This is a genomic window from Sphingomonas sp. PP-CE-1G-424 (genome assembly GCF_004341085.1).
Lineage (GTDB): Bacteria > Pseudomonadota > Alphaproteobacteria > Sphingomonadales > Sphingomonadaceae > Sphingomonas.
On sequence record NZ_SLXW01000008.1, the window covers coordinates 62,288 to 87,906 of the forward strand.

A 25,619-nucleotide genomic window follows, 5' to 3' on the forward strand; every position below is an offset into this window, starting at 1 on the left:
AACCAGGTTGCTATCAATTAACTGTTACCCGCGTCGTATGGCGGTGCATCGTCACCGCGCCGGTATACGAGCGTCACATTTCAGTCCCACCCCGCGGGGATCAGTCGGTGCCGATCATGCTGCGGATCCGCTTTTCGAAGTCGGCGATGCTGAACGGTTTGGTGAGGACCTCCATGCCCTCGACGAGGTGGCCCGCGCCGACGGCGGCGTTGGCGGCATAGCCGGTGACGAAGAGGATCTTGAGGTCGGGCCGGACCGCGCGACCCGCATCGGCGACCTGGCGACCGTTCAGTCCGCCCGGCAGGCCGACGTCGGTGACCAGCAGGTCGATCCGTTCATCGGAGCGAAGCAGCTTCACCCCCGCAGGGCCGGTCGGGGCTTGCAGCACGCGGTAACCGGCTTCGGACAGGACCTCGGTGACCAGATCCCGGATCGCGGTCTCGTCCTCGACGACGAGAACAGTCTCGCCCGGCAATGCCCGGATGACGCCGCTCTCGTCGGGCGCTCGGTCAGCGACCGCCACCTCGCCGTCGTGGCGGGGGAGATAGAGACACATGACCGTGCCACGCCCGACCTCCGAGCAGATCCGCACCTGTCCGCCCGACTGGCGGACGAAGCCATAGATCATCGAGAGGCCGAGACCCGTACCTTCGCCGATCGGCTTGGTCGTGAAGAACGGCTCGAAGACGCGTTCGATGGTCTCCGGCGTCATCCCGGTGCCGGTGTCGGTGACGTACAGCGCGACATAGTCGCCTTCGTGGAGCTCCTGATCCGCCGCCGCCTGTGCGTCGAGCCACGTGTTCTGCGTCGCGATCGTCAACCGCCCGCCATGCGGCATCGCGTCGCGCGCATTGATGCACAGGTTGAGAAGCGCGTTCTCCAGCTGCGGCGCGTCGACCAGAACCGGCCAGAGACCGGTGGTGGAGACGATCTTCACCTCGATCTCGGGGCCCAGCGTGCGATCGATGATCTCCGCCATCCCGGCGATCAGGCGATCGGCATCGGTCGGCGTCGGTGCCAGCGTCTGTCGGCGCGAGAAGGCGAGCAACCGCTGGGTCAGCGCCGCGGCCCGGCTCGCACCGGTCTGGGCCATCGCGACGTAGCGATCGAGCTTGTCGTATTCGCCCTTCGCGACGCGTAGCGCGAGCAGTTCCAATCCCCCGGTCACCGCGGTCAGCAGGTTGTTGAAGTCGTGCGCCAAGCCGCCGGTCAACTGGCCGACCGCCTCCATCTTCTGGCTCTGGCGCAGCGCTTCCTCGGCGCGCATCAGATCGGCGGTGCGCTCGGATACGCGCTGTTCCAACGTCTCGTTCAAGCGGCGCAGTTCGTTCAGCGCGCGGTCTCGCTCCGCGGCGACCTTGCGGCGTTCCTCGACGTCGATGAGCACCCCGGGGAAGCTCGTCGGCGTGCCGTCCGGTGCGTGATCGACGCGACCATTCGCCTCGAGCCAGTGATATTCGCCGTTGGCGCGCCGCGTCCGATATTGATGCGCGTACCCGCCGCCGCGGGCGATCGCGTCGCCGATCGCCTCGGCCAGACCGGCTTGATCGTCGGGATGAACGGTGGCGACGATCTGCGTGAGGCTCAGGCCCTCGCGGCCCATCGCCGGATCCAGGCCGAACGCACGCGCGAAGGGTTCGTCGACGGTGAAGCGGTCGCTTGGCAGATCCCAGACCCAGGTCCCGATGATCGCGCCCGCCGCAAGCGCAAGCTGCACCCGCTGCGCATCGACCAGCGCCGCCGCCTCGCTGTCCCGCAACGCCTGTTCCGCGCGCCGGCGTTCGGTTTCGTCGCGGGCGATCTTGATGAAGCCGCGCGGCTTTCCCTGTGCGTCGTAGGGCAGGGGATGGACCGATCCCGTGAGGAACACGCGCGATCCGTCGCGACGGACGTGCCAGCGTTCGTCGTGCGCCGAATTCTGGCGAGCGGCGCTGCCCAATGCGGGGAGCTTCGGGCCGGTGACGTCGTCCTCGTCCGCCAGGATCATGGCGGACGGCTGGCCGATCGCCTCGTCGGCCGACCAGCCGAGCACGACCTCGGCGCCTGCCGACCAGGTGGTGATGATGCCGACCGGGTCGGTGGTGAAGATCACGTGATCCTTGGCCCCTTCGATCACCAGTCGGAGCCGCTCTTCGCTCTGTCGCAGCGCCGCGTCGGCAAGGACCCGCTCGGTCGTCTCGTTGGTGAACACGAACAGGCCCGCGATCGCGCCTCGCGCGTCCAGGATGCGCGAGTAGGAGAAACTGAACCAGGTGTCGGCACGCCCGCGATCGGTATCCAGCTTCCACGGGAGATCGACGAACCGCTGGCTCCGCCCTGCGAACGCTTCGTCGATGATCGGCTTGGCCTGCTCCCAGGCATCGGGCCAGACGGTTTTGAACGGCGATCCCATGGCCCAGTCGAGCCGCGGCCCGAGCAGCGGAAAATAGGCGTCGTTGAAGAAGAAGATCAGGTCGTCCTCGCCCCACGCCAGGATCATCGATTCCGGCGAGTTGAGGATCGTGCTGAGATTGGACTTCAGAATGTCCGACCAGCCTTCCGGCGGTCCGAGCGGATGACTCGTCCAGTCGCGACCGAGGATCAGGCGGGCCGCCTCGCCGCCCCCGGCGAGAAACGCCATTTGGGGTGGTAAGGTATTGGCAGCAGGGCTTACTTCGGCATTCATCGCCGCAATCCGTAGCGATCGTCCGGCCGTTTGGAAATCGGCATTACGGCATTCGACGACACCGCTGATTATCGGGTCGACGGTCGTTTCGGACGAACGCGACGCGTTCGGGGCGGGGGGCGAGGGGGATGGCGGGCTCTCGTCGTCGAGCGCCCCGCCAGCCGGCGATGGTGCGCGACGAACGCCGCGAACACCCGATCGCGCGCGTGATGCGGCGAGGACAACCGAAACCGCGACCGACCGAGCGGACACTATGCCTGCACTATGCGATCGGCGCGGATCGATCTCGAATCCCTATGCCGTGCCTCGTAGATGTTGGGGGCGGGCACGACGCTCGCGTCACGAAAGGCAGCAGGGCGACATGTCGTCTGAACCCATATCGGAGCCCGATCCAACCGGGCTCGTCATCTTCGTAGGCCAGGATCGCGCCGGACACTGGCTCGTCCAGGACAGCAGGCGAACGCTCGAAGGCCGCTTCATCTCCTACGCCGCCGCGATGCACTATGCGCAGGCCGAGCGGGATATCTACCATGCGAGCGTCGAGGTTGCCGCGATGCCGCTTACGCCACTCGTGTCGTTCGCCCCGGTCGGTCGCGACGAGCGCGCGCTGCCCCGTGCGGCATGACGGAGAGATGGTGATGAACGTTCATGCTCTGCCGGTCCGGTCGCGTAACGCGATCACGACGGGAAAGGGGACCGCGGCGTCGCATCCCGCGGCGAAGACGACGCACCACGATCCACGCTGGCCGCAGGTCGCCGCCGCACTGTCGGCATTGCGCGCCGCCGGGCGGCATGCGGTCCGTATCGTCGATGCCGAGTGCGGCGCCGGCACGCTGCTGCTGCACGCGGCGCATCATGCGCGGATGCTCGGCTTTACCGCGATCGAGGTGCGCGGGATCGATCGATCGACCAGCGCGATCGGTCGCGCGCGGGCCGCCGCGAACCGCGCCCCGGACGCTGCGATCGGCGCGTCTTTCGAGGTGGCGGACATCGTGACCGCGTTGCAGGCCGAGCACGACCTGCCCGCGGACATCGTCCTGTGCCACGGCGGTGCCGCGCACGATCGCCGGCCTCAGGCGGTTGTCGCGCTGCGGAAAGCCGCGCGGGTCGTCATCGACGACCGGGCGGCGTCCTGCGCGCGGAGTGTCGCGGCATGACCAGGCGCGATATCCTCTGGCGTGCGATCGGCGTCGTGCTGACCGTCGGCGCCTGTAGCGTGGCGGCAGCGACGAACGGCGCGGCGCTGGCGATGCTGGTGTTTCCGATCGCGCTGCTCGGATTGACGCTGACGATCAACGGCAAGCGCGTCGTCGTCGCCCTCCGCGCCGAACGGCATGGCCATTGTCATACCGCCGAAGCGATCCACGCCGTCCGTCTGCGTCGCACCCGCCGGCGGCGCGAACCGCCGCATTCCTGACGACGGCGCTCCGCCGTATTCCTGACCGCCAAACTGCGAGGCATCATGGGCTATTTCGAACCACGGGGCGGCGTGCTGTGCGCCGAAGACGTACCGCTGCCGGCGATCGCCGAGGGGGTCGGCACGCCCGTCCACGTCTATTCCGCCGCCGCGCTGCGTGATGCCGCAGACCGGTTCAGAACGGCACTGTCGATCCTTCCCCGCGTGCGCGTCGCGTTTGCGGTCAAGGCGAACCCGAACGGCGCGGTGCTGCAATTGCTGTCCGGGTGCGGCTTCGGCGCCGACATCGTCTCGGGCGGCGAGATGCGGCGGGCGCTGGATGCCGGGATCGCGGCGGCGGACATCGTCTTTTCCGGCGTCGGCAAGACCGATCGCGAGCTTGCCGATGCGCTCGCGGCGGGAGTCGGCCAGTTCAATCTCGAACTGGAGGAGGAGGGCCAGGTGCTCGGGGCGCTGGCTCTTGCGCGGGGGATGCGGGCGACAGCGGTGCTCCGGGTCAATCCCGATGTCGACGGCGGCACGCATGCCAAGATCTCGACCGGGCGGCGCGGGAACAAGTTCGGCGTCGCGATCGCCGATGTGCCGGCGATCTACGACCGGCTGTCGCGCATCGACGGTCTCGACCTGGTCGGGGTCGCGCTCCACATCGGCAGCCAGCTTCGCGATCTCGCGCCGCTCGAAGTCGCGTACGCCCGCATCGGTGCGCTGGTGGCGGACCTGCGCGCACGGGGGCACGCGATCGGCCGCGTCGATCTCGGCGGTGGTCTCGGCATCCCCTATCGTTCCGACGACATCGTCCCGACGCTCGACGACTATGCGGCCATGGTGGCCCGCGTCACGCGCGACTGGGACGTTGAACTGACGTTCGAGCCGGGCCGGGTCGTCGCCGGGCTCGCCGGGGTGCTCATGACGCGCGTGATCTGGGTGAAGCCGGGCGCGGACGAGCCGTTCGTCATCGTCGACGCGGCGATGAACGACCTCGCGCGACCGGCGCTGTACGATGCCTTCCACCGGTTCGAGGCGGTCGTCCCCGACGGCGCGCGGATGGTCGCGACCATCGCCGGCCCGGTCTGCGAAAGCGGCGACGTGTTCGCGGTCGCCCGTGACATCGATCGCGTCGGTCGCGGCGATCTCGCCGTGCTGCATGCCACCGGCGCCTATGGTGCGGCGATGGCGTCGACCTATAATTGCCGCGCGCTGAGCCCCCAGGTGCTGGTCGACGGCGATCGCTACGAGATCGTCGCCGATCGGTATCTTCCCGACGAGTTCGCGGCCTAGCGGATCACGGCGAGCATCGGGCGGCTGTATTGCCGGTACGAACGGTATCGGGCTACGGACGCGGGGGATTCGACCGGCATTTCGGGTGGGCGGTCGGATCGCGACCAGGGCGTTTGCCCGGTACCGATATGAGGAAGAACGGATGATCCTGCACGGCGACGAGATCCAGGATGTCACGATGCCCGGCGGCGGTTCGATGCGGATGCACGTGTTCCGGCCCGCGGGCGAGCGACGCTTTCCCGGCATTCTTCTATATTCGGAGATCTATCAGGTCACCGCGCCGATCCGCCGGCTGGCGGCGATGGTCGCCGGCAACGGCTATGTCGTGGCGGTGCCCGAAGTCTATCACGAGTATGAGCCGGCGGGCACGGTGTTGCGCTACGATCCGGCGGGCACCGATCGCGGCAATGCGCTGAAGATCGCCAAGCCGGTTGCCGCGTTCGATGCCGATGCGGCGGCGGGCGTCACCGCGCTGCTGGCGAACCCCGCGTGCAACGGCAGGATCGGGACGTTCGGGGTCTGCCTCGGCGGGCATCTCGCCTATCGCGCCGCGCTCGATCCGCGCGTGTCGGCGGCGGCGTGCTTCTATCCGACCGACATCCATTCGGGCACGCTGGGCGCGGGTCGCTCGGATGACAGTCTCATGCGCATGGCCGAGTTGAAGGCGCAGGCAATGTTCGTGTGGGGGCGGCAGGATCCGCATGTGCCCTTTGCCGGTCGCGAACGGATCCGCGCGCGGCTCGAAGAGGTCGGTGCGACCTATGCGTGGCATGAGTTGAACGCCCAGCACGCATTCCTGCGGGACGAGGGGCCGCGCTACGATCCCGCGCTGTTCCTTCAGGCGATGACGCTGACGCTGGACTTCTACCGCGGCGCCCTGGCGTGATGCGGTGACCTGGCGATAGCGGCCTGCCGACAGGGCAGGCCGCTATCGGACCAAGCGCGTGCGGCGTTAAAATGTCGACCCGCGTGGCCGCGCAGCCATCGCCGCGGGCCGACAGTCGGGGGAAGACGACCTTCCCCCGACCGTGCTTCAGCCCTCGTTGCCGAGCGTCTTCTTGGCGGCATCGAGTGCTGCCTTGCCGGTCTTGCGAACCGTCGTTGCCGCCGAACCGGCAGCCTTCTCGACGGTCGAACCCGCCTTGCGACCGAGGCCGATCGACTTGGCCATCGCGCGACGCGCTTCCGAATAGGTTGCTGCTACCATCGGATAATCGGGCTTCAGGTTGAAGCGCTCGCGATACTGTTCCGGAGTCAGGCCGTTGGTCGAAAGGTGACGACGCAGCGTCTTGTACTTCTTGCCGTCGAGCATCGAGATGATGTGGTCGGGCGAAGCAAGCGACTTGCGCGCCGATACTGCGGGCTCTGCGGTCGAAACCGGCGCAGCCTCAGGCTCTGCGTCACCCGCATCGACGAGCTTGGCGACAGCGGCGTGCATCGCAAGCAGAAAAGCCGGAACGTCGTCTGCCGCGGTCCGCGTGTTCGGGTTCGCGAGCCATGCCGCGGTCAGTTCGGCGGCGAGTTCGACGGTATTGAGTGTATCGGTCACGAGATATCCTTGAAGTGATAATGGCCCCTGTGCGGCGCGCCTACAATGTTCATCTATAAATTGGCAATCCTTACAATGCGCAAATGTTGGATAAAGTTTCGATCAGCCTGATCGAGTGCTATTCGTCCTGATTTCGGACGGTCGACCGAAGAATGGCTCGGATCATCGAAAAGCGGTGCCGGCGATAAGATGAAAAATCTATCATGCGGTCTTTAAGTCGAACGGCGTCATGCCGGAGGCCGTAGATTCTGTTATGCAGAATGCGGCGATCCCGTCGCGGCGAATTTCGACGTATCGCCGGCCTGTCATTTCTGTTGCTCAAACCCGCTGGGCACTTATGGTGAGGTGACAATTAAGGCGAGGATCATTGACGCATATGGTTTCGAAAAAGACGGTTCTTGCCGGTGTCGCCGCAACAGCGTTTCTGTCGGCCGCGCCGGGTTGGGCACAAGCTCCCGCAGCCCGTGCGCTTCCCGCCGCAAAGCCTGCGCCTGTCGCCGATCTCGTCAAGTCGGTCGATATCCCCTACCAGCAGTTCACGCTGAAGAACGGCCTGCGCGTCGTCGTGCACACCGACCGCAAGGCGCCGGTGGTGGCGGTGTCGGTCTGGTACAATGTCGGGTCGAAGTTCGAGCCCAAGGGCAAGACCGGGTTCGCGCATCTGTTCGAACATCTGATGTTCAACGGCTCGGAGAACGCGCCCGGCGATTTCTTCGAGCCGCTGAAACAGGTCGGCGCGACCGACTTCAACGGCACCACCTATTACGATCGCACCAATTACTTCGAGACGGTGCCGACCGCGGCGCTCGATCGCGCGCTGTTCCTCGAATCGGACCGCATGGGCTATCTGACCGGCGCGATCACGCAGGGCGTGCTCGACGAGCAGCGCGGCGTCGTCCAGAACGAAAAGCGCCAGGGCGACAACCAGCCCTACGGCCTGACCCAGTACAAGACCACCGAGGGGCTGTTCCCCACGGATCACCCGTATGGCCACACCACGATCGGTTCGATGGCGGATCTCGATGCGGCGTCGCTGCAGACGGTGAAGGATTGGTTCAAGGAGCATTACGGCCCGAACAACGCGGTGCTGGTGCTCGCCGGCGACGTCGATGCCGCAACCGCCAAGCGTCTCGCGGAGAAGTATTTCGGCGGCATCCCGAAGGGCCCCCAGAGCATCGTCCCGCCTGCGCCGATCCCGACCTTGCCGGCCCCTGTCAGCGAGACGATCAAGGACCGTGTCGCGGCGGTGATGATCAGCCGCAACTGGGTGGTGCCCGGCCTGAACGACAAGGACGGCACCGCGCTGGAGGTTGCGGCGGGCGTGCTCGGCGGCCTCGCCAGCAGCCGGTTCGATACCGCGCTGGTCAAGAAGGAGAAGCTGGTCACGCGGATTTCGGCGAGCAACAGCAGCTTCAGCCAGCTCGGCATGTTCGAGATCGAGGCGATCGTCCGGCAGGGCGTCGACCCTGCGCTGGTGTCGAAGCGGATCGACGAGATCCTCGCGGATTTCCTGAAGAACGGCCCGACCGCGGACGAGGTCAGCCGCGTCGCGACGACGACCGCGGCCCGGACGATGGAAGGGCTGGAATCGGTCGGCGGGTTCGGCGGCAAGGCAGTGACGCTGGCTGAGGGCGCGCTCTATTCGAACGATCCCGGCTATTACAAGAAACAGCTGTTGCAGCTGGCGGCCGAGACGCCGGCCAGCGTAAAGGCCGCGGCGGCGAAGTGGCTGTCGCGCCCCGCCTATTCGCTGGCCGTCGTGCCCGGGCCGCGCGATGCCTATGCCAACGCGGTCGTGCCGCCCAAGGCCAACGTCATCCCTGCACCCGAGGCGCCGCCGAAGGGGACGCGGGGGCCGTTGCCGGGCGTCGGCACGGTCGCCGGCCTGAGCTTCCCGACCGTCGAGCGGACCCGCCTCGCGAACGGTATCGAGGTGGTCTACGCGCAGCGCACCGCGGTGCCGGTGACGCAGGCGGTGTTGAGCTTCGATGCGGGCACCGCGGCGGACGTCGCGGGCAAGCTCGGCACGCAGCAGCTGACGCTGGCGATGATGGACGAGGGCACGCCGACGCGCGATTCGGTCGCGCTGGCCGAAGCCAAGGAGCGGCTGGGCGCGGATATCGGTTCGGGCGCATCGAGCGATCGGACCTTCCTGTCGTTGCAGGTGCCGAGTGCGAACCTCGCGCCGGCGATCGACCTGTTCGCGGACATCGCGCAGAACCCGGCGTTCGCCGATGCCGAGGTCGCGCGCGTCAAGAACCAGCAGCTCGCGCAGATCGCGCAGGAGCTGACCAGCCCGGGCGGGATCTATGCCCGCGTCATGCCGCCGCTGATCCAGGGGCCGACATCGCCCTATGCCAAGGCGATCGGCAGCGGCGATCCGAAGGCGGTCGCGGCGCTGACCCGATCGGACCTGATCGCGTTCCAGCACGCATGGCTGCGGCCCGACAAAGCGAAGATCTTCGTCGTCAGCGATCGTCCGCTCGCCGAGGTGAAGGCGGCGCTCGACGGTCGGTTCGGCACGTGGAGGCCGACCGGCGCGGCGGGCGCCAAGGTCTTTCCGGCGACCGTCACGCCGTCGGGGCCGAAGATCGTGCTGGTCGATCGGCCGGACAGCCCGCAATCGGCGATCTTCGCCGGCATCCCGACCGGCCTGAAGGGCACGCAGGACCTGTTGCCGATCGTCACCGCCAACGATGCGCTCGGCGGCAGCTTCCTCGGTCGCGTCAACATGGATCTGCGCGAGAGCAAGCATTGGTCCTACGGCGTGTCGGGGCGGTTCCAGCAGGTCGAGCACGCCGCACCCTACATCCTGTCGGCACCGGTGCAGGCGGACCAGACCGGCCCGTCGATCGCCGCACTGCGCAGCGATATCGGCGCGTTTCTCGGCAAGGAGCCGATGACGCAGGCCGAGTTCGACCGTGCGATCAACGGTGCGATCCGTTCGCTGTCGGGCAATTTCGAGACCTCCGACGCGGTGTTGAGCGCGATGCAGCAGAACGACCTGCTCAAGCGTCCCGACGATTACTACGCGACGATCACGCAGCGCTATCAGGGACTTAACCTGCCGCAACTCAACACCGCGATCCAGCAGGCGATCGATCCGAAGAAGACGATCTGGGTTGTGGTCGGCGATGCGAAGACGGTGCGACCGCAGCTTGACAGCATCGGCCTGCCGGTCGAGGTCATCTCCGCGGCGTCGGTTGCCGGCGCCAATTAATTGCAGAGCCCAGACGTCCTGGGTGGTGCTTCAGGAGAGAGTGCAATGGCAAACGTCGATGGCAGCTGGGATTGCGTGGTCAAATCGCCGCTGGGCGATCAGAAGATGACGCTGACCGTCAACAGCGCCGGCAGCACCTTCACCGGTGCGGTATCGGGCGCGATGGGTGGCATGGACGTGACGGGTGATGTCGATGGCGACACGATCACCTGGAAGCAGAGCATGACCGTGCCGATGCCGATGACGCTCGACTGCAAGGCGACCGTCGAGGACGACGTCCTCAAGGGCAGCGTCGCCGCCGGCGCGTTCGGCAGCTTCCCGCTGACCGGTACGCGGACGGCCTGATCGTTTAGAATATTACGAGAGGAGGCTCGTCTTTCCGTAACGGGGAGGCGGGCCTTTTTCTTTTTCGGTCCGGGAGGGAAGGAAGAAGAAATGATATCGATGCCCCGTCTGCTTACCGCGTGCGCGCTGGCTGCGCTCGCCGTCGCTACGGCCGCCCCCGCGACCGCACAGAATTACGACGAACGCCCCGCCAAGATGGCGCCGCGCGACGTCGGCTACGACTATGTCCGCAAGGTCGTCGAGATCCCGATGCGCGACGGGGTCAAGCTGCACACCGTCATCATCGTGCCCAAGGGCGCGAAGGACGCGGGCATCCTGATGACGCGCACGCCCTATGACGCGGACGGCCAGACCAAGGTCGACAGCGGCACCTATGCGGGCATCCTCGAGCATGGCGACGGCGCGGGCGACGTGATCGCCGCGGCGCGCTATATCCGCGTGATCCAGGACGTCCGCGGGATGCACGGATCGCAGGGCATCTACATGATGAACCCGGCGCGCGCCGGGACTGCACAGAACCCGACCAAGACCGATGATTCGACCGACACCTACGACACGATCGACTGGCTGGTGAAGCACGTCCCCGAATCGAACGGGCGGGTTGGCATCAGCGGGATCAGCTATGACGGCTTCCTGCCGCTGATGGCGCTGATCAACCCGCATCCCGCGCTCAAGGTCTCGGTACCGATGAACCCGATGGTCGATGGCTGGCGCGGCGACGACTGGTTCCACAACGGCGCGTTCCGCGAGGGCATGATGCCGTACGTGCTCGGCCAGGAAGCGACCAAGGATGCCGGCACGCCGTGGATTACCGACACCGCCGACGACTATGATTATTACCTCAAGGGTGGCTCGGCGGGGGCGATCGGCAAGGCGCAGGGGCTCGAGCAGCTCGGCTTCTGGCGCAAGATCACGCAGCATCCGGCGTATGATTCGTTCTGGTCGAGCCAGGCGATGGACACCGTGCTCGCCGGCCAGCCGCTGAAGGTGCCGACGCTGATCGTCGGCGGGTTGTGGGATCAGGAGGATATCTACGGCGCGCCTGCGGTCTACCGCGCGCTGGAGCCCAAGGACACCGCCAACGACATGGTCTATCTGTCGATGGGCCCCTGGTATCACGGGCAGGAGGTGCGCGACGGCAGCGCGCTGGGCGCGATCAAATGGGATGCCGACACCGCCAAATGGTGGCGCTGGCACGTCCTCGCGCCGTTCCTCGCGCATTACCTGAAGAGCGACCAACCGGCAATGGACGTCGCGCCGGTGACGATGTTCCAGTCGGGGCGCAACGAGTGGCAGCGGCTCGACAAATGGCCGACCGCGCAGACCGCGGGCACGCCGCTGTACCTCAAGCCCGGCGGTGCGCTCGGTTTCCAGGCCACCGGCGGCGCGGCAGCGACGGCGGACTATATCTCCGACCCGGCGACACCCGTCAGCTACCGCGTGCGCCCGACCGTTCCGACCTATGCTACCGGATCGACCTGGAAACAGTGGCTGGTCGACGATCAGCGTGCGGTCTCGGGGCGTCCCGATGTGCTGACCTTCACCACCGAAGCGTTGACCACGCCGACGACGATCGCCGGCGTGCCCGAAGTGAACCTGACCGCTTCGACGACCGGTACCGACAGCGACTGGGTAGTGAAGCTGATCGACGTGTATCCCGACGTGACGCCTGGCGACAAGACGATGGCGGGGTATCAATTGTCGGTGGCGATGGACATTTTCCGCGGGCGGTATCGCGAGGATCTGGCGGTGGCAAAGCCGATCGCCGCGAACGTGCCGCTCAAATACAAATTCGCGCTGCCGACCACCAACCATGTGTTCCTGCCGGGGCATAAGATCATGGTGCAGGTCCAGTCGAGCTGGTTCCCGCTGTACGATCGCAACCCGCAGACGTTCGTCCCGAACATCTTCTTCGCGCAACCAAAGGATTACGTGAAGGCGACGCAGAAGATCACTGTCTCGGGTGCCGACGAAAGCTATATCAGCCTGCCGCTGGTGCGCTGAAACTGCTGCACCACCCCGGACGCAATCCGGGGTGGTGTAAGGAAAGAACTGTCTTGCCCCTCTTGGCGTTTGCCCGCGTAACTGGTTCTTAGGAGGCGATGGGTCATAGACCTGTCGCACAACAGACCGGACCGCCGATGAAACGCCTCCCCCTGATCGCGCCCAATCCGCCGCGGCTGAGTGACCATCTCGATGCGCTGCGCCGCGTCGAGGCGTCGGGCGTGTTCAGCAACAACGGTCCCGAGGTTCGCGCGTTCGAGGCTGGCGTGACCGAACAGCTGTATGGCGGCCACGGCGCGTGCCTGGCGGTCGGCAATGCCACGCTGGGGCTCATGCTCGCGATCCGTCACGCGTCGGGGATGCGGACGGGCGGGCTGAACCCGAAGCAGGGTACGCTGGCGCTGATGCCGGCGCTCACCTTCGCTGCGACCGCGCAGGCGGCGGCGTGGGCGGGGCTGACGCCGCTGATCTGCGATATCGATCCCGACGATTGGGGTGCGTGTGCGATCGAGGAGGAGCGGATGCTCCAACGTCACGGCGAGCGGATCGGCGTGATGGTGCCCTATGCGACGTTCGGCAACGCGATCGACCTCGACCGCTACGTCCATTTCCAGCGGCGCTACGGCGTCGGGGTGGTGATCGATGCGGCATCGTCGCTGGGGACACTCGACGATGCCGGGCTCGGCTTCGGTGCGCGCGCGCCGTTCGCGGTGGTGCATTCGATGCATGCGACCAAGACGTTCGCGGTGGGCGAGGGCGGGCTGATCCATAGCGGCGACATCGACCTGATCGCGACATTGCGGTCGATGGGGAATTTTGGGTTCGAGGGCAGCCGCAGCGCGACGCTGCCGGGGATCAACGCCAAGCTGCCCGAGATCACCGCGATCATCGCGCAGGCCAAGCTCGCCGAGATCGACGCGATCGCCGACCACCGTGCGGTGCTCGACGAGACCTACCGCGCGACGCTGCCCGGTTTCCAGTTCCAGGCGGTGACGGGCCGGCGGCGTTCGATGCAGTTCATGCCGGTGCTGCTTCCCGAGCATATCGCGCACCACCGCGACGCGATCGTCGAGGCGATCGAGGCGGACGGGGTCGGCTGCGGCCGCTATTTCAGCCCGCATCTTGGCGAGCAGCCCTGGTTCCAGGCGACCGCGATGATCGAGCCCACCCCGGTCGCGGACAGGATCGCCGGGCGGATGCTGTCGCTGCCGATCACCGATGCGATGTCGGTTGCAGACGCGCGGCGCGCTGCCGAAACACTTGCGAACGCCTGCGCGGCGATCGTCCGACCGCGCGATCGGCGCACGTCGGTACGCGGCGGCGCCGGCGCGATCGCCTCGGTGATCGTGATCGGTGGTGGCCCCGCGGGGACGGCGATGCTGACCTCTGCAACCAAGCGCGGCCTGCTCCCCGATCTCGCGGCCTCCGGGCTGATGGTGATCGAGCGCGGCAATGCGATCGGCGGCGGGCGGCTCGGGCGCTATGCGATCACCTCGGATTCGACCGCGCAGACTTTCCTGACCGCGGTCCGCGACAACGTGCATCCCGAACTCGCGCGGCTGGTCGATCATCCCGCCGGCCGCGCGGTCGCGGCGCACGAGGGCGCGCTCGGCGTGCCGCTGACCGAGGTCGGGCCGCTGTTGCGCGCGACCGGCGACCGGCTCACCGATATCGTCCGCGCGCACGGCGGCACGGTTCTGACCGGGCATGAGGCGCTGGGCGCGAAACGGGTCGGCGATGGCCTGTGGAACGTCGAGCTTCGCCGGCTGGCCGACGGCCACGTCTTCGAACAGCTGGCGCGCAACGTCGTCGTCGCGACCGGTGGTCATCAGCCGCTCGAACGGCTCGCGTCGCAGAGCGTGGCAGGCGCACCGTTGATCGAACTCGCGGCCGGGCGGCTGCTGCAGTCCGACGACGTCCTGACGATCGGCGGGTTCGAGAAGATCGCGGACCTGCTGACCGGCCGGCGCGCGCCGAAGATCGCGGTGATCGGCGGCTCGACCAGCGCGCTGACGACGATCGCGCTGCTGCTGAAAAGCCAGCCGGCGCTGCCGTTCGGCGCGGGCGCGATCACGCTGCTCCACCGTCGGCCGCTGCGGCCCTTCTATCATTCGGTCGAGGCGGCGCATGCCGAGGGCTTCACCGATTTCGGCCCCGACGACATCTGCCCGGTATCGGGGTTCGTCTACCGGCTGGCGGGGTTCCGGCTCGAGGCGCGCGATCTGGTCCTGCGGATGCTGGAGATCGATGGCCGCAAACCCGATCCGCGCGTCGCACTGCACCGGATCACGGGCGACGACGACGCGGCGGCGCGCGCGCATATCGAAGACGCGGACCTGGTGATCGCGGCGCTCGGCTATCGCCCCATCGGCATGCCGATCGTCGGCCAGGACGGCGCGGCGATCGCGTTGGCGGCGGACGACGGCAGGCCGATGGTCGATCGCGATTGCCGGATCGTCGATGCGGAGGGCGCGCCGGTCGCCGGTCTCTACGGACTCGGGCTGGCGGCAGGTTTCGTGCCGTGGGGTCCGCTCGGCGGCGAATCGAGCTTCTCGGGGCAGGCGAACGGGCTCTGGCTCTGGCAGAACGATGTCGGACTGATGATCGTCGAGCAGGTCCTGCCGTCCAGGGCCCGGGCGGCGGCGTGACCGCGGCCGATGCCGCTCCGCTGGTGAGCGTGGTCGTGGCGGCCTATAACGGCGCCGCGCTGATCGAGGAGACGCTGGCCAGCGTCACGGCGCAGACCCTCACCAATTTCGAGCTGATCGTGGTCGACGATTGTTCGACCGACGACACGCGCGCGGTGGTGAGCGCGTGGCCCGATCCGCGCGTGCGGCTGGTGACGATGGCGAAGAACGGTGGCCCGGTGAGGACCCGCAACCGCGGTTTCGCCGAGGCCCGCGGACGGTACATCGCCGCGCTCGATCATGACGACATCTGCCGCCCCGATCGCTTCGCGCGGCAGGTCGCCTATTTCGAGGCGCATCCCGACACCGTGTTGTTGGGAACGTCCGCCGAGATCCTGTGCGACGGGAAGGTCACGCCGTCGCGCTACGCACCGACGACCACGCCGGCATTGGTCGCGTGGCTGACCTGTATCGAGAACCCGCTGGTCTGGTCGTCGACGATGATGCGGACCGATGTCGCGCGGCGGCTCGATCCGATTACCCGGCCCGATCTGCTGTTTGCCGAGGATTTCGACCTGTATCAGCGGATCGGCCATTTCGGCGCGATCGCCCGGCTCGATGCGCCGCTGGTGCTGTACCGGGTCCATCCGGGCGGCGTGTCGAAGCGGTTCGAGGATACCATGGAGGCGTCGGCGGTCCGCGTGCTGACCGAGCGCTACGCCCGGTTGTTCGACGACCGTGCCGAAACGATCGCGCGGCTGATGGTGTCGCACAACATGGCCAAGCGGCCGGTGGCGGATCGCGCGACGCTCGCGATCCTGGGCAGCGCGCTGAGCGTGATCCAAGCCGACTTCCTGGCGACGCATCGGTGCGATTCGCACGACATCAGCCTGATCCGCTGGGAGACCGCACGGCGTTGGGGCGATATCGGTCGGGTAGGGCTGCGCGCGGGGACGATCCGGCTGGCCGATGTGCTCGCCGTGCGGCCCGACCATCTCGGCCTCGGCTATGCCAGCCTGGAGGCGTTGTTGTGGTCGGGGCTGATCGGCGGTGCGCGTCGTGCGCGTCACCGGATGGAGCAGAGCCGGATGGTCCAGACCGCCGTCTAGCGCCCGGTATCAGACCTTGGCGGCGTAGATCATCCGACCGGCACCGAGGCGCGCGAAGACCTGGTCGAGATCGCGTTCGCCGACCGCGAAACAGCCCTGGCTGCGACCGAGCATGCCGTGCGTCTCGATCATGTCCTTGTTCGCGTACCATGCCGAGTGCACGACGATCGCGCGATCGAGCGCGTTGTCGTTGGTCGGGTCGAGCCCGATCAGGCGCTGCGAGCGGCCATGCTTGCCGACATAATAGTCGTCGGTCACGAACGCGCCCTCGGACGAGGCGTTCGAGCCGAAGCGGTTCGAGAAGCGCTCCAGATAGCCGGTATGCGCAGGGTCCGACCCGCTGCCGTGCGCGACCAGCAACGACGTGCTGCGCCCGCTGGCGAGATCGATGAAGTGGAACCGTGGCTTGCCCGACGGCGCCGCGAAGTCCGCGATCGCGATGCGGTCGTGATGCTGGATGCGGCTGCCGTGACGGCTCAGCGACGCCATCGCCTGGCGCAGCAAATCGGGACGAACCACCTTCGGCGACGTCAGCGCGACCGTGGTGCGCGGCAGTGGTGGCTGCATTATCGGCTTTAGATCACGCGCGGTGAGCGGGCGTCCGAGACGCGTCGTTGCGGAGACGGCACCCGGCACCGCCAGAGCCCCCGCCAATACCAGACCATTCTTCAGAAGCGCGCGTCGCTCGCGCACAGGACCTTGCTCGTCGTGCATCGATTTTCCCGAAATTGCCCCGTTTCTTGGACTATCGTATAGCCGATTTTCAGTGAATATTCTGCAACCATTTCCACTGGTTGTGGGTCCGTTCCCTCTGACTACCCCGGCTTGGGGTCGGTTCGTCGACTCCCTCGTCTCGCGGCACGATTCGAAGAATCGCGCGTTGAGCGGGATATCGGGATTCGAGAACGGGTGTGATGATGATCGGGATGATGCGGCCAGTGACGGCAATCGGGCTGGCCGTCGCGCTGTTCGCGAGCGCAAGTCCTGCGCTGGCGGCGTCGGCCGGCGCACTCGCCGCGATGCCGATCGAGCAGGCCGCGACCGAACTGTCGCCGAACCAGTTCGTCTGGAAGGACAATGGCGCGAGCGAGCCGGTCAGCATCGTCATCAGCCTGCTGGAGCAGCGCGCGTTCGTCTATCGCGGGTCCTCGATGATCGCGGCGACGACCATCTCCAGCGGCAAGGATGGCAAGGACACGCCGCTCGGCACCTATCCGATCCTGCAGAAGAACGCGGTCCACAAATCGAGCCTGTACGACGATGCGTCGATGCCGTTCATGCAGCGGCTGACCTGGGATGGCATCGCGATTCACGCGGGGCGCAACCCGGGCTTCCCCGCGTCGCACGGCTGCATTCGCGTGCCGCTCGGCTTTGCGAAACAGCTGTTCGGGGTGACCACGCTGGGGACGACCGTGACGGTGACGGACGATTTCGAGGGCGGCGCGATGCCGGAGGCACCCGTGGTGGATCAGGAGACCGCGGTGGCCAACCTGCGCCAGTCGATCTCGCTGGATCAGTGATCCGGCGATAGGCGAGGGCGGCTTTCCCTCCCTTGTTCTCCCGCGGAGGCGGGAGCCCAGACTGGGTCCCCGCCTTCGCGGGGAAACAAACTTTGGCCAGGTAACGGCTAAGCCGCGATCGGGAGCCCAAGCTCGACCAATCGCGCGCGGAAATCCGCTGCGTTCGTAAACAGCACCGATTCGATCCCCAGCGCCTGCGCGCCCGCCACGTTCGCCGCATTGTCGTCGACGAACACAGCCTCCTCCGCCGCCAGCCCGAATCGGTCGAGCGACAGCCGATAGATCGCCGCATCCGGCTTCACCATCTTCTCCTCGCCCGACACGACGATATCGCGGAACCGGTCGAACAGCTGCGCTTCACGCGTGCGGAAGGGTGGCCAGAACTCGTGGCTGAAGTTCGTGATCGCGAACAGCGGTACGCCGGCTGCGTCCAGCTCCTCGACGATCTCCTGCATGCCGGCGATTCGCGCGCCGATGCTCTCGTTGAATCGCGGCCCCCAAGCAGCGATCAGGTCGGCATGCTGCGGATACAGCGCGGCCAGCTCCGCCGAGGTGTCGGCGAAGTCGCGGCCAGCATCGTGCTGGAAGTGCCAGTCGATCGTCACGACGTCGCGCAGGAACGCGTCGAGCGCCCGATCGTCGTCGATCAGGCGCTCGTACAGGATCCTCGGATCCCAGTCGTAAAGAACGCGACCGACGTCGAAAATGACGGCGGTCTTCAGGGGTTTAGCCCTGGCGTGCCTTGAAGCGACGGTTGGTCTTGTTGATGACGTAGGTACGGCCACGACGACGGATCACGCGGTTATCGCGGTGACGATCCTTGAGCGACTTCAGGGAATTGCGGATCTTCATGATCGATTCGCTTCTTTTCAATTCTAGGTGTGCGGAAAGACGGGATCGCCTAATGGCGGGGTGTGTCCAAGTCAAGCAACGGACACACTCCTACCATCCGGGAACCCACTCGGCTGGTCGGAGCGTTACTATAGCGCAACATTCTAAGGAAGTCCCGATGGCGGTTCGTTCGATCCTGGTCCTGGCGCTGGCAAGCGCATCCCTCACCGCGTGTGCGACCGGCCCGTCGCTGCCGCCGACCGAGGTTTTGCGCTATCACCTCGGCGAGCCGATCGACCGCGGGACGATCGCGGTCCAGCCGCTCACCGGCGGCGGACCCGCCAGCCTCGAGTTCAAGACCTACGCGGCTGCCGTACAGGGCGAACTGCTGAAGGCCGGCTATAGTGTGCCGGCACCGGGCGCGAAGCCGTTGCTGGTCGCGACCGTGGGCTTCACCCGCACCACGCAGGCGGGGCCGCCCAAGCCCGCGCCGTTCAGCATCGGTCTCGGCGGCGGAGGCTTCAGCGGCGGTCGTGGCGGTGGCGGTGTCGGGCTCGGCGGCGGTGTCGGCTTCCCGATCGGTGGCGGTGGGCGTACTGCGATCCTGGTCTCCGAACTGTCGGTGACGATCAAGCGCAGCGCCGACCAGTCGCCGGTCTGGGAAGGCCGAGCGCAGACCTTCGCCGATGCACGCAAGGCCGACGCGACGACCGATATCCAGGCCGGGAAGCTCGCCCGCGCCTTGTTCATGGGGTTCCCCGGTGAGTCCGGTCGCACTATTCAGGTGAAATGACCGTACAGACCATGAGCCCCGTCACCATCAATGCAGCCTTCGATGGCGGCAACATTCGTGTTGTCGCCATCGAGGGAGACCGAATCGACCTGGAGATCGTCACCGATTTCCAGTCCGATTTCTTCCAGTGGTTCTATTTCCGCGTGGCGGGGGCTGCTGGACGGACGCTGACCTACCGTATCCTAAATGCGGGCAAGTCGGCCTATCCGTTCGGCTGGCCGGGCTACAAGACGCGTGCCAGCACCGATCGCCAGGCGTGGCGGATGATCGAGACACGCTATGACAATGGCGTGCTCGAATTCGACTTCACCGCCGATACCGATCTCGCCTGGTTCGCGTATTTCGCGCCGTACACGATGGAAATGCACGAGGCTCTGGTGGCGCGCACCGCGTTGCTGCCGGGCGTTGCGCACCGCGAACTCGGCCAGTCGCTCGACGGGCAGGCGATCGATTGCTTCACGATCGGCTCGGGTCCGAAGCAGGTCTGGATCTACGGTCGCCAGCACCCCGGCGAATCGATGACCGAATGGTGGATGGAAGGCGCGCTGGAGCGGCTGACCGATTCGGCCGATCCGATCACTGCCGCGCTGCTGGCGAAGGCGACCTTCAACGTCGTCCCCAACATGAACCCGGACGGCACGCGCCGCGGTCATCTGCGCACCAATGCGGTCGGGGTGAACCTCAACCGCGAATGGCACACGCCGACGCTGGAGAAGAGCCCCGAGGTCCTGTGCGTGCGCAACGCGATGGACCTGACCGGCGTCGACGTCGCGATGGACATCCACGGCGACGAGGCGATCCCCGCGAACTTCATCGCCGGTTTCGAAGGCATCCCCTCCTGGACCGACGCGCACGGCGAGAAATTCTACGAATACGGCCGTCGTCTCGCCGCGCACACGCCCGATTTCCAGACCGAGAAGGGCTATCCCAAGTCCGCACCGGGGACGGCGAACCTGTCGATGTCGACCAACCAGCTCGCCGAGCGCTTCGGCGCGGTGTCGATGACGCTGGAGATGCCATTCAAGGATCACGACGCCAACGCCGATCCCGAGTTCGGTTGGTCGCCTGAGCGCTCGAAACGGCTTGCGCATGCGATGCTGGAGACGCTCGCCGGTATGATCGACGAAATCTGACCGCCCGCATCGCCCTCGCCCTGCCGTCATCCTGACGAAAGTCAGGACCCAGGGTAACAGGACGCCGTCCGTCTTGGCTCTGGATCCTGACTTTCGTCAGGATGACGTATAGGGGGGGCACCGCACTTTTCCGTTCAGTCCCGCCATCGCAGGAGCCCGAATGCCGACCCTAGTCCTGATCCGCCACGGCCAGTCCACCTGGAACCTCGAAAACCGCTTCACCGGCTGGTGGGACGTCGACATGACCGCCAAGGGTGAGGCCGAGGCCAAGGCCGCCGGCGAGCTGATGGCCGCCAAGGGCCTCGACTTCGACCAGACCTTCGTCAGCCTCCAGACCCGTGCGATCAAGACGCTCAACATCGCGCTGGAGGCGATGGGCCGGCTCTGGCTCCCGGTCGAGAAGGACTGGCGTCTCAACGAGCGCCACTATGGCGGCCTTACCGGCCTCGACAAGGCCGAGACCGCGGCCAAGCACGGCGACGCGCAGGTCCATATCTGGCGCCGCAGCTTCGACGTCCCGCCGCCCGTGCTCGACGACGGCAGCGAGTTCGACCTGTCCAAGGACCGGCGTTATGACGGCATCGCGATCCCCAGAACCGAGAGCCTCAAGGACACGATCGCGCGCGTTCTTCCTTACTGGGACGAGCGGATCGCCCCGGCGCTGAAGGACGGCCAGCGTATTCTGATTTCGGCTCACGGCAACTCGCTCCGCGCGCTGGTGAAGCACCTGTCGAACATTCCCGACGACGAGATTACGAGCCTGGAGATCCCGACCGGCCAGCCGATCGTCTACGAACTCGACGCCGACCTGAACGCAACGGACCGCTACTACCTCAGCGAGCGCTGAGCTACGCGCGCCGTTATCCTGACGAAAGTCAGGATCCAGAGCCAAGGACGTCGAGGTTCGTGGCTCCTGGGTCGAGCCCAGGATGACGGAGTCGGGCGACGGTTGCCCTAGCCCCCCCACGTCGCTAGGCACGGCGCTCCTTGAATCAGGGGGCGATCGTGGCTCTAGTCGGCATCATCATGGGCAGCACCTCCGATTGGGAGACGATGCGCCACGCCGCCGAGACGCTCGACGCGCTCGACGTCGCCTACGAAACCAAGGTCGTCTCCGCGCACCGCACGCCCCAACGCCTCTACGATTACGCGACGACCGCCGCCGATCGCGGCCTCAAGGTTGTGATCGCAGGCGCCGGCGGCGCGGCGCACCTCCCCGGCATGGCCGCCTCGATGACGCACCTCCCGGTACTCGGCGTGCCCGTCGAATCGAAGGCGCTGAAGGGCATGGATAGCCTGCTCTCGATCGTCCAGATGCCCGGTGGCATCCCGGTCGGCACGCTCGCGATCGGCAAGCCCGGCGCGATCAACGCCGGCCTTCTGGCGGCCGCCATCCTAGCGACGTCCGACGACGCACTGGCCGAGCGCCTCAAAGCCTGGCGCGCCGCACAGACCGACGCCGTCGCGACCGACCCCATCTGAGCACGATAGCCTGAAAGACGCTGACATGACGCCGCTTCCTCCCGGATCGACCATCGGCATCCTCGGCGGCGGCCAGCTCGGCCGCATGCTCGCGACCGCCGCGGCCCAGCTCGGCTATCACACGCACGTCCTCGCGCCCGACCAGGAGAGCGTCGCCGCACAGTCCGCCTCGACCATGACGCGCGCCGACTATCACAACCGCATCGTGCTCGCCGACTTCGCCGACGCCTGCGACGTCATCACCTACGAGTTCGAGAACATCGCGGTCGAGCCCGTGGAATGGCTCGCAGACCGCGTCCCCGTCCACCCAAGCCCGCGCGCGCTCCGCGTCGCACAGGAGCGGATCGGCGAAAAACGCTTCGTGGAGAGCGTCGGCGGCCGTCCGGCGCCTTGGGCGGCAGTCGACAGTCTCGAAAGCCTGCAGGCGGGCCTGAAAGCGATCGGCACCCCCGCCATCCTCAAGACCGCGCGGTTCGGCTATGACGGTAAGGGCCAGGTCAAGATCGACACTCCGGATGGCGCACAAGCCGCCTGGGACACGATCGGCGGCCCCGCGGTGCTCGAAGCCTTCGTCCCGTTCGAGCACGAGTTCTCGATCCTGATCGCCCGCGGCCTCGACGGCAGCATCGCGCGCTACGATTCGCCGCTCAACGTCCACCGCGATGCGATCCTTCGCCACTCGACCGTCCCCGCACCCGCCGCGGTGCTGGCCCAAGCCCATGATGCAGCAGCGCTGGCCGAACGGATCGCGGACGAACTCGACTATGTCGGCGTGCTGGCGTGCGAGTTCTTCGTTGGCGCCGACGGCCCGGTGTTCAACGAGATGGCGCCGCGGGTGCACAATTCCGGCCACTGGACGATCGAAGGCGCCGAATGCTCGCAATTCGAAAACCATATCCGTGCGATCTGTGGGTTGCCACTAGGCGCGACGACGCTGACCGGGCGTGAAGCGACGATGGAAAATTTGATCGGCGACGACGCGGATCGCTGGAAGGAGTTGCTGGCCGAGCCCGGCGCGCACCTGCACCTGTACGGCAAGGGCACCGCGCGGCCGGGGCGCAAGATGGGCCATGTCACGCGGATCGTCCGCTAACGCTGAGTTCGCTCTAGAACCTGTTCCTTTCGTTCGCCCTGAGCGAAGTCGAAGGGTGTGCCCAAAACAAAGGTGCTTCGACTTCGCTCAGCACGAACGGAACTGGGGTCCGAACTCACGGCTTTGCGGGTGAACCCGCAGCTTACATCACTAGGTGAGAAAATGGTGCCCGGAGACGGCATCGATTGAACATAGCTAAAGCCCCGTAATTACGTAGAAAATTGATTTTGATTTCCTCGGATGCCCCCAAGGATGCCCCCTCGCCGGGGCCGTCATTCGTCGGGGTGGGACCCCAAGCGCGCGCTTGCCCACGCTTCGAAATCGGTTTCCCACCACCCGACGCAGTGCGGCGTGAGCGCCACTGACTTGGGGAATTTGCCTTCCCGGACCCGCCTGCGAATCGTCGATTCGCTCAGGCCAGTTGATGCGACCATGTCGTTCAGGCGGAGAAACCGGCCGCGGGCGCTGGGCACGCCGCGACGTTTGCTACCCGCCATTGTGCGATCCCGTGTCGGGGTTACGTTCGTGGCGGGCATCAGCGGTCACCTTTCGACGGGCTGGGAAGCATGGGGAGGAGGGGGGGCATCGTTCCGATGCGGTAAGCCTCGGCGATCTGCGGCCGCATCCAGTCGCCGACGCTCTGACCAGCGCCGGGAAGCACGATGTTCGCGAGGAACTCGTCCTCGAAAATGCTGATGCCACTTTCGACGGCTTCGAGCTTTGCCTTGATGACGAGGGCTAGGGCGCGCCAGCGCTGGCGAACCGCCTGGTCCCATTCCTTCGCCGCGGCGTCGGCCGTGCGCGCCCCGCGGCTATGGTGGGTGAACCGACGATCGTCGCGGGCGGGCATCGCCAGGACGAACTTCACGTGCCGGCCTTCCATGCGGAAGCCGACCATCGCCGCGTTGTCCTGCCAGCCATAGAGGAACTGGTCGGCACCATAGCGAGTAAGCGTGCGCTCGATCTCGTCCCGTGAAGCGCTAGCGCTCACGCTGGTGTTGGCCGCGAACTGCGTCATGCTGCTTCCTTGAGGCGCTGCTCGTCAAACAGTTCAGCGATGCGATCGCGGACTGCAGACGGGGTTTGGTAGGGGGTCTCGAGCTGGTGCATCGCGAGGATCCTCGCGCGAACGTCAGCGATCACGACGGCTTCTTCGATCGTGGGGACGCGCTGCGGCCAGCCTTTTACGTATCGAAGGTTTGCTGGCAGCGAAGCTTCTAGCTGCCGGCGGCGGGTGCCGAGGATCTTCCCCTGCGCGTGATCGGCGGCGAGCGATGCCGGCAGGATTTCGCGAGCGACATCCCCCAGCCATCGATCGGGCTGAAAGCTGAAGGTCGTGACTGCTTCTCGATCGACCAGATGAAACAGCGCGCCCCGATTGCCTGGCGCGTGCGCGGCGACGCGAACATCGTTCTCGGATCCTAACACGCAAAATGCGCAGCCGTGGCGGGTGCTGCCGAGGCCGTAGCTCTCCGGCAGCGGAAGGCTATGACGCTCGCAATACGCGTAGACCTCGTCCTCGCGCACATCGACGCCCGGGTTCCACGTCAAGATATTGGCGCCGCGCTTGCGGGTCCAGCAGGCAGCCTCGGGCTTCGAGACCGGGGTAAGGCGACGCTTGATACTCTCTTCGCGGCGGATCCCGACAACAGAGACGATGCGATCGGTAGGGAATTGGCGAAGCAGCTCGGGCAGAATGACCTGGGTCTTCATTTCCGACGTGCAGAATCGATTGTTCGCCGAGGACCAGGGCGCGGTGAGATGGTAGGTCAGCAGCTGCTCATAGCGCCGGCATCCCAGCTCGAACCGACGATCCCACTTTGACAGCATGTCATAGCTGCGGTTGCGCACCACGATCAGCGGGACGCCAAGACGCGCGGCGCCGGCCTCGACCGTTGCGGGCGTGGATTGCCACTCGATCCGGCCGAGATCTGCATGGATAGCGACGCGCCGATCGCGCGGGTGGCCGAGGTCATCGAGCAGTGCCGATGTCGCGTAGCTAATCGAGATGCTGTCTTTTCCGCCGGACAGGCTGAAAGCGACCGGTGCGCCGCCCGCGATGGCCGTCCGAACGTCGTCCGACAGCAATAGCTCGCTGAAACCGGTGGTGAAGAGGGCGAGCTGATGGCGCTCGTCGGCCGCGCGCCGCATCAGACGAGCGGACCATTGATGTGGGCCCGTTCGACGGGGACAGCGCAGCGCGCGGCTTGCCATTCAGCGAAAGCCGCCGCGTGCGTGGGGCACAGGTCTTTGTCGGCCGCTGGCGACAGCGTGCACCGCGTGCAGATCGGCGCGTCGCAGGTGCCGCTGCGCCTGGTCGACGTCTTCCAGTCGCAGGCCAGTGTAGCCGGCCGGCCGCAAGCGCACCGCTGCCGGCGGCGCGTACCGCAGACGATCGCCGAGCCTCCGCCTGGCAGGGTGACGCGTTCGCAGGCCATGGCTAGCCCCGAGGCCGATCTGCCAGGCGCGTGCGGCGGGCTGCTGCGTCCACGACTCTGCGCTGCCAATTGAAGAACGCGAACACGGCCAAGCCGAGGAGTCCCGCCCCTATGA

The 25,619-nt window shown here is 66.6% G+C and carries 25 protein-coding genes; 17 read left to right on the forward strand and 8 right to left on the reverse strand.

Annotated features, from left to right (window positions below; genetic code table 11):
- Positions 1-100 precede the first annotated feature (100 nt).
- On the reverse strand, positions 101-2,620 hold the full coding sequence (locus C8J43_RS18785) for a PAS domain S-box protein (protein WP_165899687.1): 2,520 nt from the start codon (positions 2,618-2,620) through the stop codon (positions 101-103).
- A gap of 406 nt (positions 2,621-3,026) precedes the next feature.
- On the opposite strand from C8J43_RS18785, the gene C8J43_RS18790 reads away from it, so the two are divergent.
- From C8J43_RS18790 to C8J43_RS18810, 5 genes are all read left to right on the forward strand, one after another.
- Positions 3,027-3,290 carry a hypothetical protein gene (locus C8J43_RS18790; RefSeq protein WP_056052519.1) on the forward strand — a complete coding sequence of 88 codons (264 nt, stop codon included), beginning with the start codon at positions 3,027-3,029 and terminating at the stop codon, positions 3,288-3,290.
- 13 nt (positions 3,291-3,303) lie between these two features.
- Complete coding sequence (locus tag C8J43_RS18795) at positions 3,304-3,822, forward strand: methyltransferase domain-containing protein (RefSeq protein ID WP_133032159.1); 519 nt, start codon at positions 3,304-3,306, stop codon at positions 3,820-3,822.
- The gene (locus tag C8J43_RS18800) at positions 3,819-4,082 is read left to right on the forward strand and encodes a hypothetical protein (protein WP_133032160.1); all 264 of its coding nucleotides are present in this window, start codon (positions 3,819-3,821) and stop codon (positions 4,080-4,082) included. Before C8J43_RS18795 ends, C8J43_RS18800 begins: the two co-directional genes overlap by 4 nt.
- 45 nt (positions 4,083-4,127) lie before the next feature.
- Positions 4,128-5,360, forward strand: coding sequence for a diaminopimelate decarboxylase (gene lysA, locus C8J43_RS18805; protein WP_133032161.1), 1,233 nt, complete (start codon positions 4,128-4,130; stop codon positions 5,358-5,360).
- A 142-nt stretch (positions 5,361-5,502) separates the two neighbouring features.
- On the forward strand, positions 5,503-6,246 hold the full coding sequence (locus tag C8J43_RS18810; protein WP_133032162.1) for a dienelactone hydrolase family protein: 744 nt from the start codon (positions 5,503-5,505) through the stop codon (positions 6,244-6,246).
- A gap of 147 nt (positions 6,247-6,393) precedes the next feature.
- Here C8J43_RS18810 and C8J43_RS18815 read toward each other — a convergent pair whose 3' ends face one another.
- Positions 6,394-6,909 carry a MucR family transcriptional regulator gene (locus tag C8J43_RS18815; RefSeq protein ID WP_056052510.1) on the reverse strand — a complete coding sequence of 172 codons (516 nt, stop codon included), beginning with the start codon at positions 6,907-6,909 and terminating at the stop codon, positions 6,394-6,396.
- A gap of 376 nt (positions 6,910-7,285) precedes the next feature.
- On the opposite strand from C8J43_RS18815, the gene C8J43_RS18820 reads away from it, so the two are divergent.
- The 5 genes from C8J43_RS18820 to C8J43_RS18840 all read left to right on the forward strand — a co-directional run bounded on the left by C8J43_RS18820 (position 7,286) and on the right by C8J43_RS18840 (position 16,214).
- Positions 7,286-10,129 (forward strand): pitrilysin family protein, encoded by a 2,844-nt coding sequence (locus C8J43_RS18820; RefSeq protein WP_133032163.1) that lies wholly within the window; start codon positions 7,286-7,288, stop codon positions 10,127-10,129.
- A gap of 45 nt (positions 10,130-10,174) precedes the next feature.
- Positions 10,175-10,474, forward strand: a complete 300-nt coding sequence (locus C8J43_RS18825) for a hypothetical protein (RefSeq protein WP_060525867.1) — start codon at positions 10,175-10,177, stop codon at positions 10,472-10,474.
- Positions 10,475-10,564: 90 nt separating this feature from the next.
- A complete protein-coding gene (locus tag C8J43_RS18830; protein ID WP_243645677.1) occupies positions 10,565-12,478 on the forward strand; it encodes a CocE/NonD family hydrolase in 1,914 nt (637 codons plus the stop codon).
- A 137-nt stretch (positions 12,479-12,615) separates the two neighbouring features.
- Positions 12,616-15,126 (forward strand): DegT/DnrJ/EryC1/StrS family aminotransferase, encoded by a 2,511-nt coding sequence (locus C8J43_RS18835; RefSeq protein WP_133032165.1) that lies wholly within the window; start codon positions 12,616-12,618, stop codon positions 15,124-15,126.
- Positions 15,123-16,214: a glycosyltransferase gene (locus tag C8J43_RS18840; RefSeq protein ID WP_279388848.1), complete on the forward strand. Its 1,092-nt coding sequence runs from the start codon at positions 15,123-15,125 to the stop codon at positions 16,212-16,214. Before C8J43_RS18835 ends, C8J43_RS18840 begins: the two co-directional genes overlap by 4 nt.
- Before the next feature lie 9 nt (positions 16,215-16,223).
- Here the strand turns inward: C8J43_RS18840 and C8J43_RS18845 are convergent, their stop codons facing one another.
- Positions 16,224-16,928, reverse strand: a complete 705-nt coding sequence (locus tag C8J43_RS18845) for a murein L,D-transpeptidase catalytic domain family protein (RefSeq protein ID WP_133032166.1) — start codon at positions 16,926-16,928, stop codon at positions 16,224-16,226.
- A gap of 200 nt (positions 16,929-17,128) precedes the next feature.
- On the opposite strand from C8J43_RS18845, the gene C8J43_RS18850 reads away from it, so the two are divergent.
- On the forward strand, positions 17,129-17,734 hold the full coding sequence (locus C8J43_RS18850; RefSeq protein ID WP_243645678.1) for a L,D-transpeptidase family protein: 606 nt from the start codon (positions 17,129-17,131) through the stop codon (positions 17,732-17,734).
- 107 nt (positions 17,735-17,841) lie between these two features.
- Here the strand turns inward: C8J43_RS18850 and C8J43_RS18855 are convergent, their stop codons facing one another.
- Positions 17,842-18,456: an HAD family phosphatase gene (locus tag C8J43_RS18855; protein ID WP_133032200.1), complete on the reverse strand. Its 615-nt coding sequence runs from the start codon at positions 18,454-18,456 to the stop codon at positions 17,842-17,844.
- Between the two features lie 4 nt (positions 18,457-18,460).
- Positions 18,461-18,586 (reverse strand): type B 50S ribosomal protein L36, encoded by a 126-nt coding sequence (gene ykgO / locus C8J43_RS18860; RefSeq protein WP_003046794.1) that lies wholly within the window; start codon positions 18,584-18,586, stop codon positions 18,461-18,463.
- A 157-nt stretch (positions 18,587-18,743) separates the two neighbouring features.
- Here ykgO and C8J43_RS18865 point away from each other — a divergent pair, with 157 nt between their 5' ends.
- The 5 genes from C8J43_RS18865 (at position 18,744) to C8J43_RS18885 (ending at position 23,066) form a co-directional block, all read left to right on the forward strand.
- Entirely contained in the window at positions 18,744-19,358 is a 615-nt protein-coding gene (locus C8J43_RS18865) for a DUF4136 domain-containing protein (RefSeq protein ID WP_060525863.1), read from the forward strand.
- Complete coding sequence (locus C8J43_RS18870) at positions 19,355-20,491, forward strand: M14-type cytosolic carboxypeptidase (protein ID WP_133032167.1); 1,137 nt, start codon at positions 19,355-19,357, stop codon at positions 20,489-20,491. Before C8J43_RS18865 ends, C8J43_RS18870 begins: the two co-directional genes overlap by 4 nt.
- A 160-nt stretch (positions 20,492-20,651) precedes the next feature.
- The gene (gene gpmA, locus C8J43_RS18875; protein WP_056052480.1) at positions 20,652-21,338 is read left to right on the forward strand and encodes a 2,3-diphosphoglycerate-dependent phosphoglycerate mutase; all 687 of its coding nucleotides are present in this window, start codon (positions 20,652-20,654) and stop codon (positions 21,336-21,338) included.
- A gap of 179 nt (positions 21,339-21,517) precedes the next feature.
- Complete coding sequence (purE, locus tag C8J43_RS18880) at positions 21,518-21,973, forward strand: 5-(carboxyamino)imidazole ribonucleotide mutase (RefSeq protein ID WP_056052477.1); 456 nt, start codon at positions 21,518-21,520, stop codon at positions 21,971-21,973.
- Positions 21,974-21,998: 25 nt separating this feature from the next.
- The gene (locus tag C8J43_RS18885) at positions 21,999-23,066 is read left to right on the forward strand and encodes a 5-(carboxyamino)imidazole ribonucleotide synthase (protein WP_133032168.1); all 1,068 of its coding nucleotides are present in this window, start codon (positions 21,999-22,001) and stop codon (positions 23,064-23,066) included.
- A 272-nt stretch (positions 23,067-23,338) separates the two neighbouring features.
- Here the strand turns inward: C8J43_RS18885 and C8J43_RS18890 are convergent, their stop codons facing one another.
- From C8J43_RS18890 to C8J43_RS18900, 3 genes are read right to left on the reverse strand one after another with little or no spacing between them, the layout of a single operon-like run.
- Positions 23,339-23,602, reverse strand: a complete 264-nt coding sequence (locus C8J43_RS18890; protein WP_347812520.1) for an AlpA family phage regulatory protein — start codon at positions 23,600-23,602, stop codon at positions 23,339-23,341.
- On the reverse strand, positions 23,602-24,084 hold the full coding sequence (locus C8J43_RS18895; RefSeq protein WP_133032170.1) for a hypothetical protein: 483 nt from the start codon (positions 24,082-24,084) through the stop codon (positions 23,602-23,604). The genes C8J43_RS18890 and C8J43_RS18895 overlap by 1 nt, the downstream gene beginning before the upstream one ends.
- A complete protein-coding gene (locus tag C8J43_RS18900; RefSeq protein ID WP_133032171.1) occupies positions 24,081-25,217 on the reverse strand; it encodes a phosphoadenosine phosphosulfate reductase family protein in 1,137 nt (378 codons plus the stop codon). Before C8J43_RS18900 ends, C8J43_RS18895 begins: the two co-directional genes overlap by 4 nt.
- Here C8J43_RS18900 and C8J43_RS18905 point away from each other — a divergent pair.
- Positions 25,191-25,577 carry a hypothetical protein gene (locus C8J43_RS18905; protein WP_133032172.1) on the forward strand — a complete coding sequence of 129 codons (387 nt, stop codon included), beginning with the start codon at positions 25,191-25,193 and terminating at the stop codon, positions 25,575-25,577. The two genes, C8J43_RS18900 and C8J43_RS18905, sit on opposite strands and share 27 nt — an antisense overlap.
- The last annotated feature ends 42 nt before the right edge of the window (positions 25,578-25,619 follow it).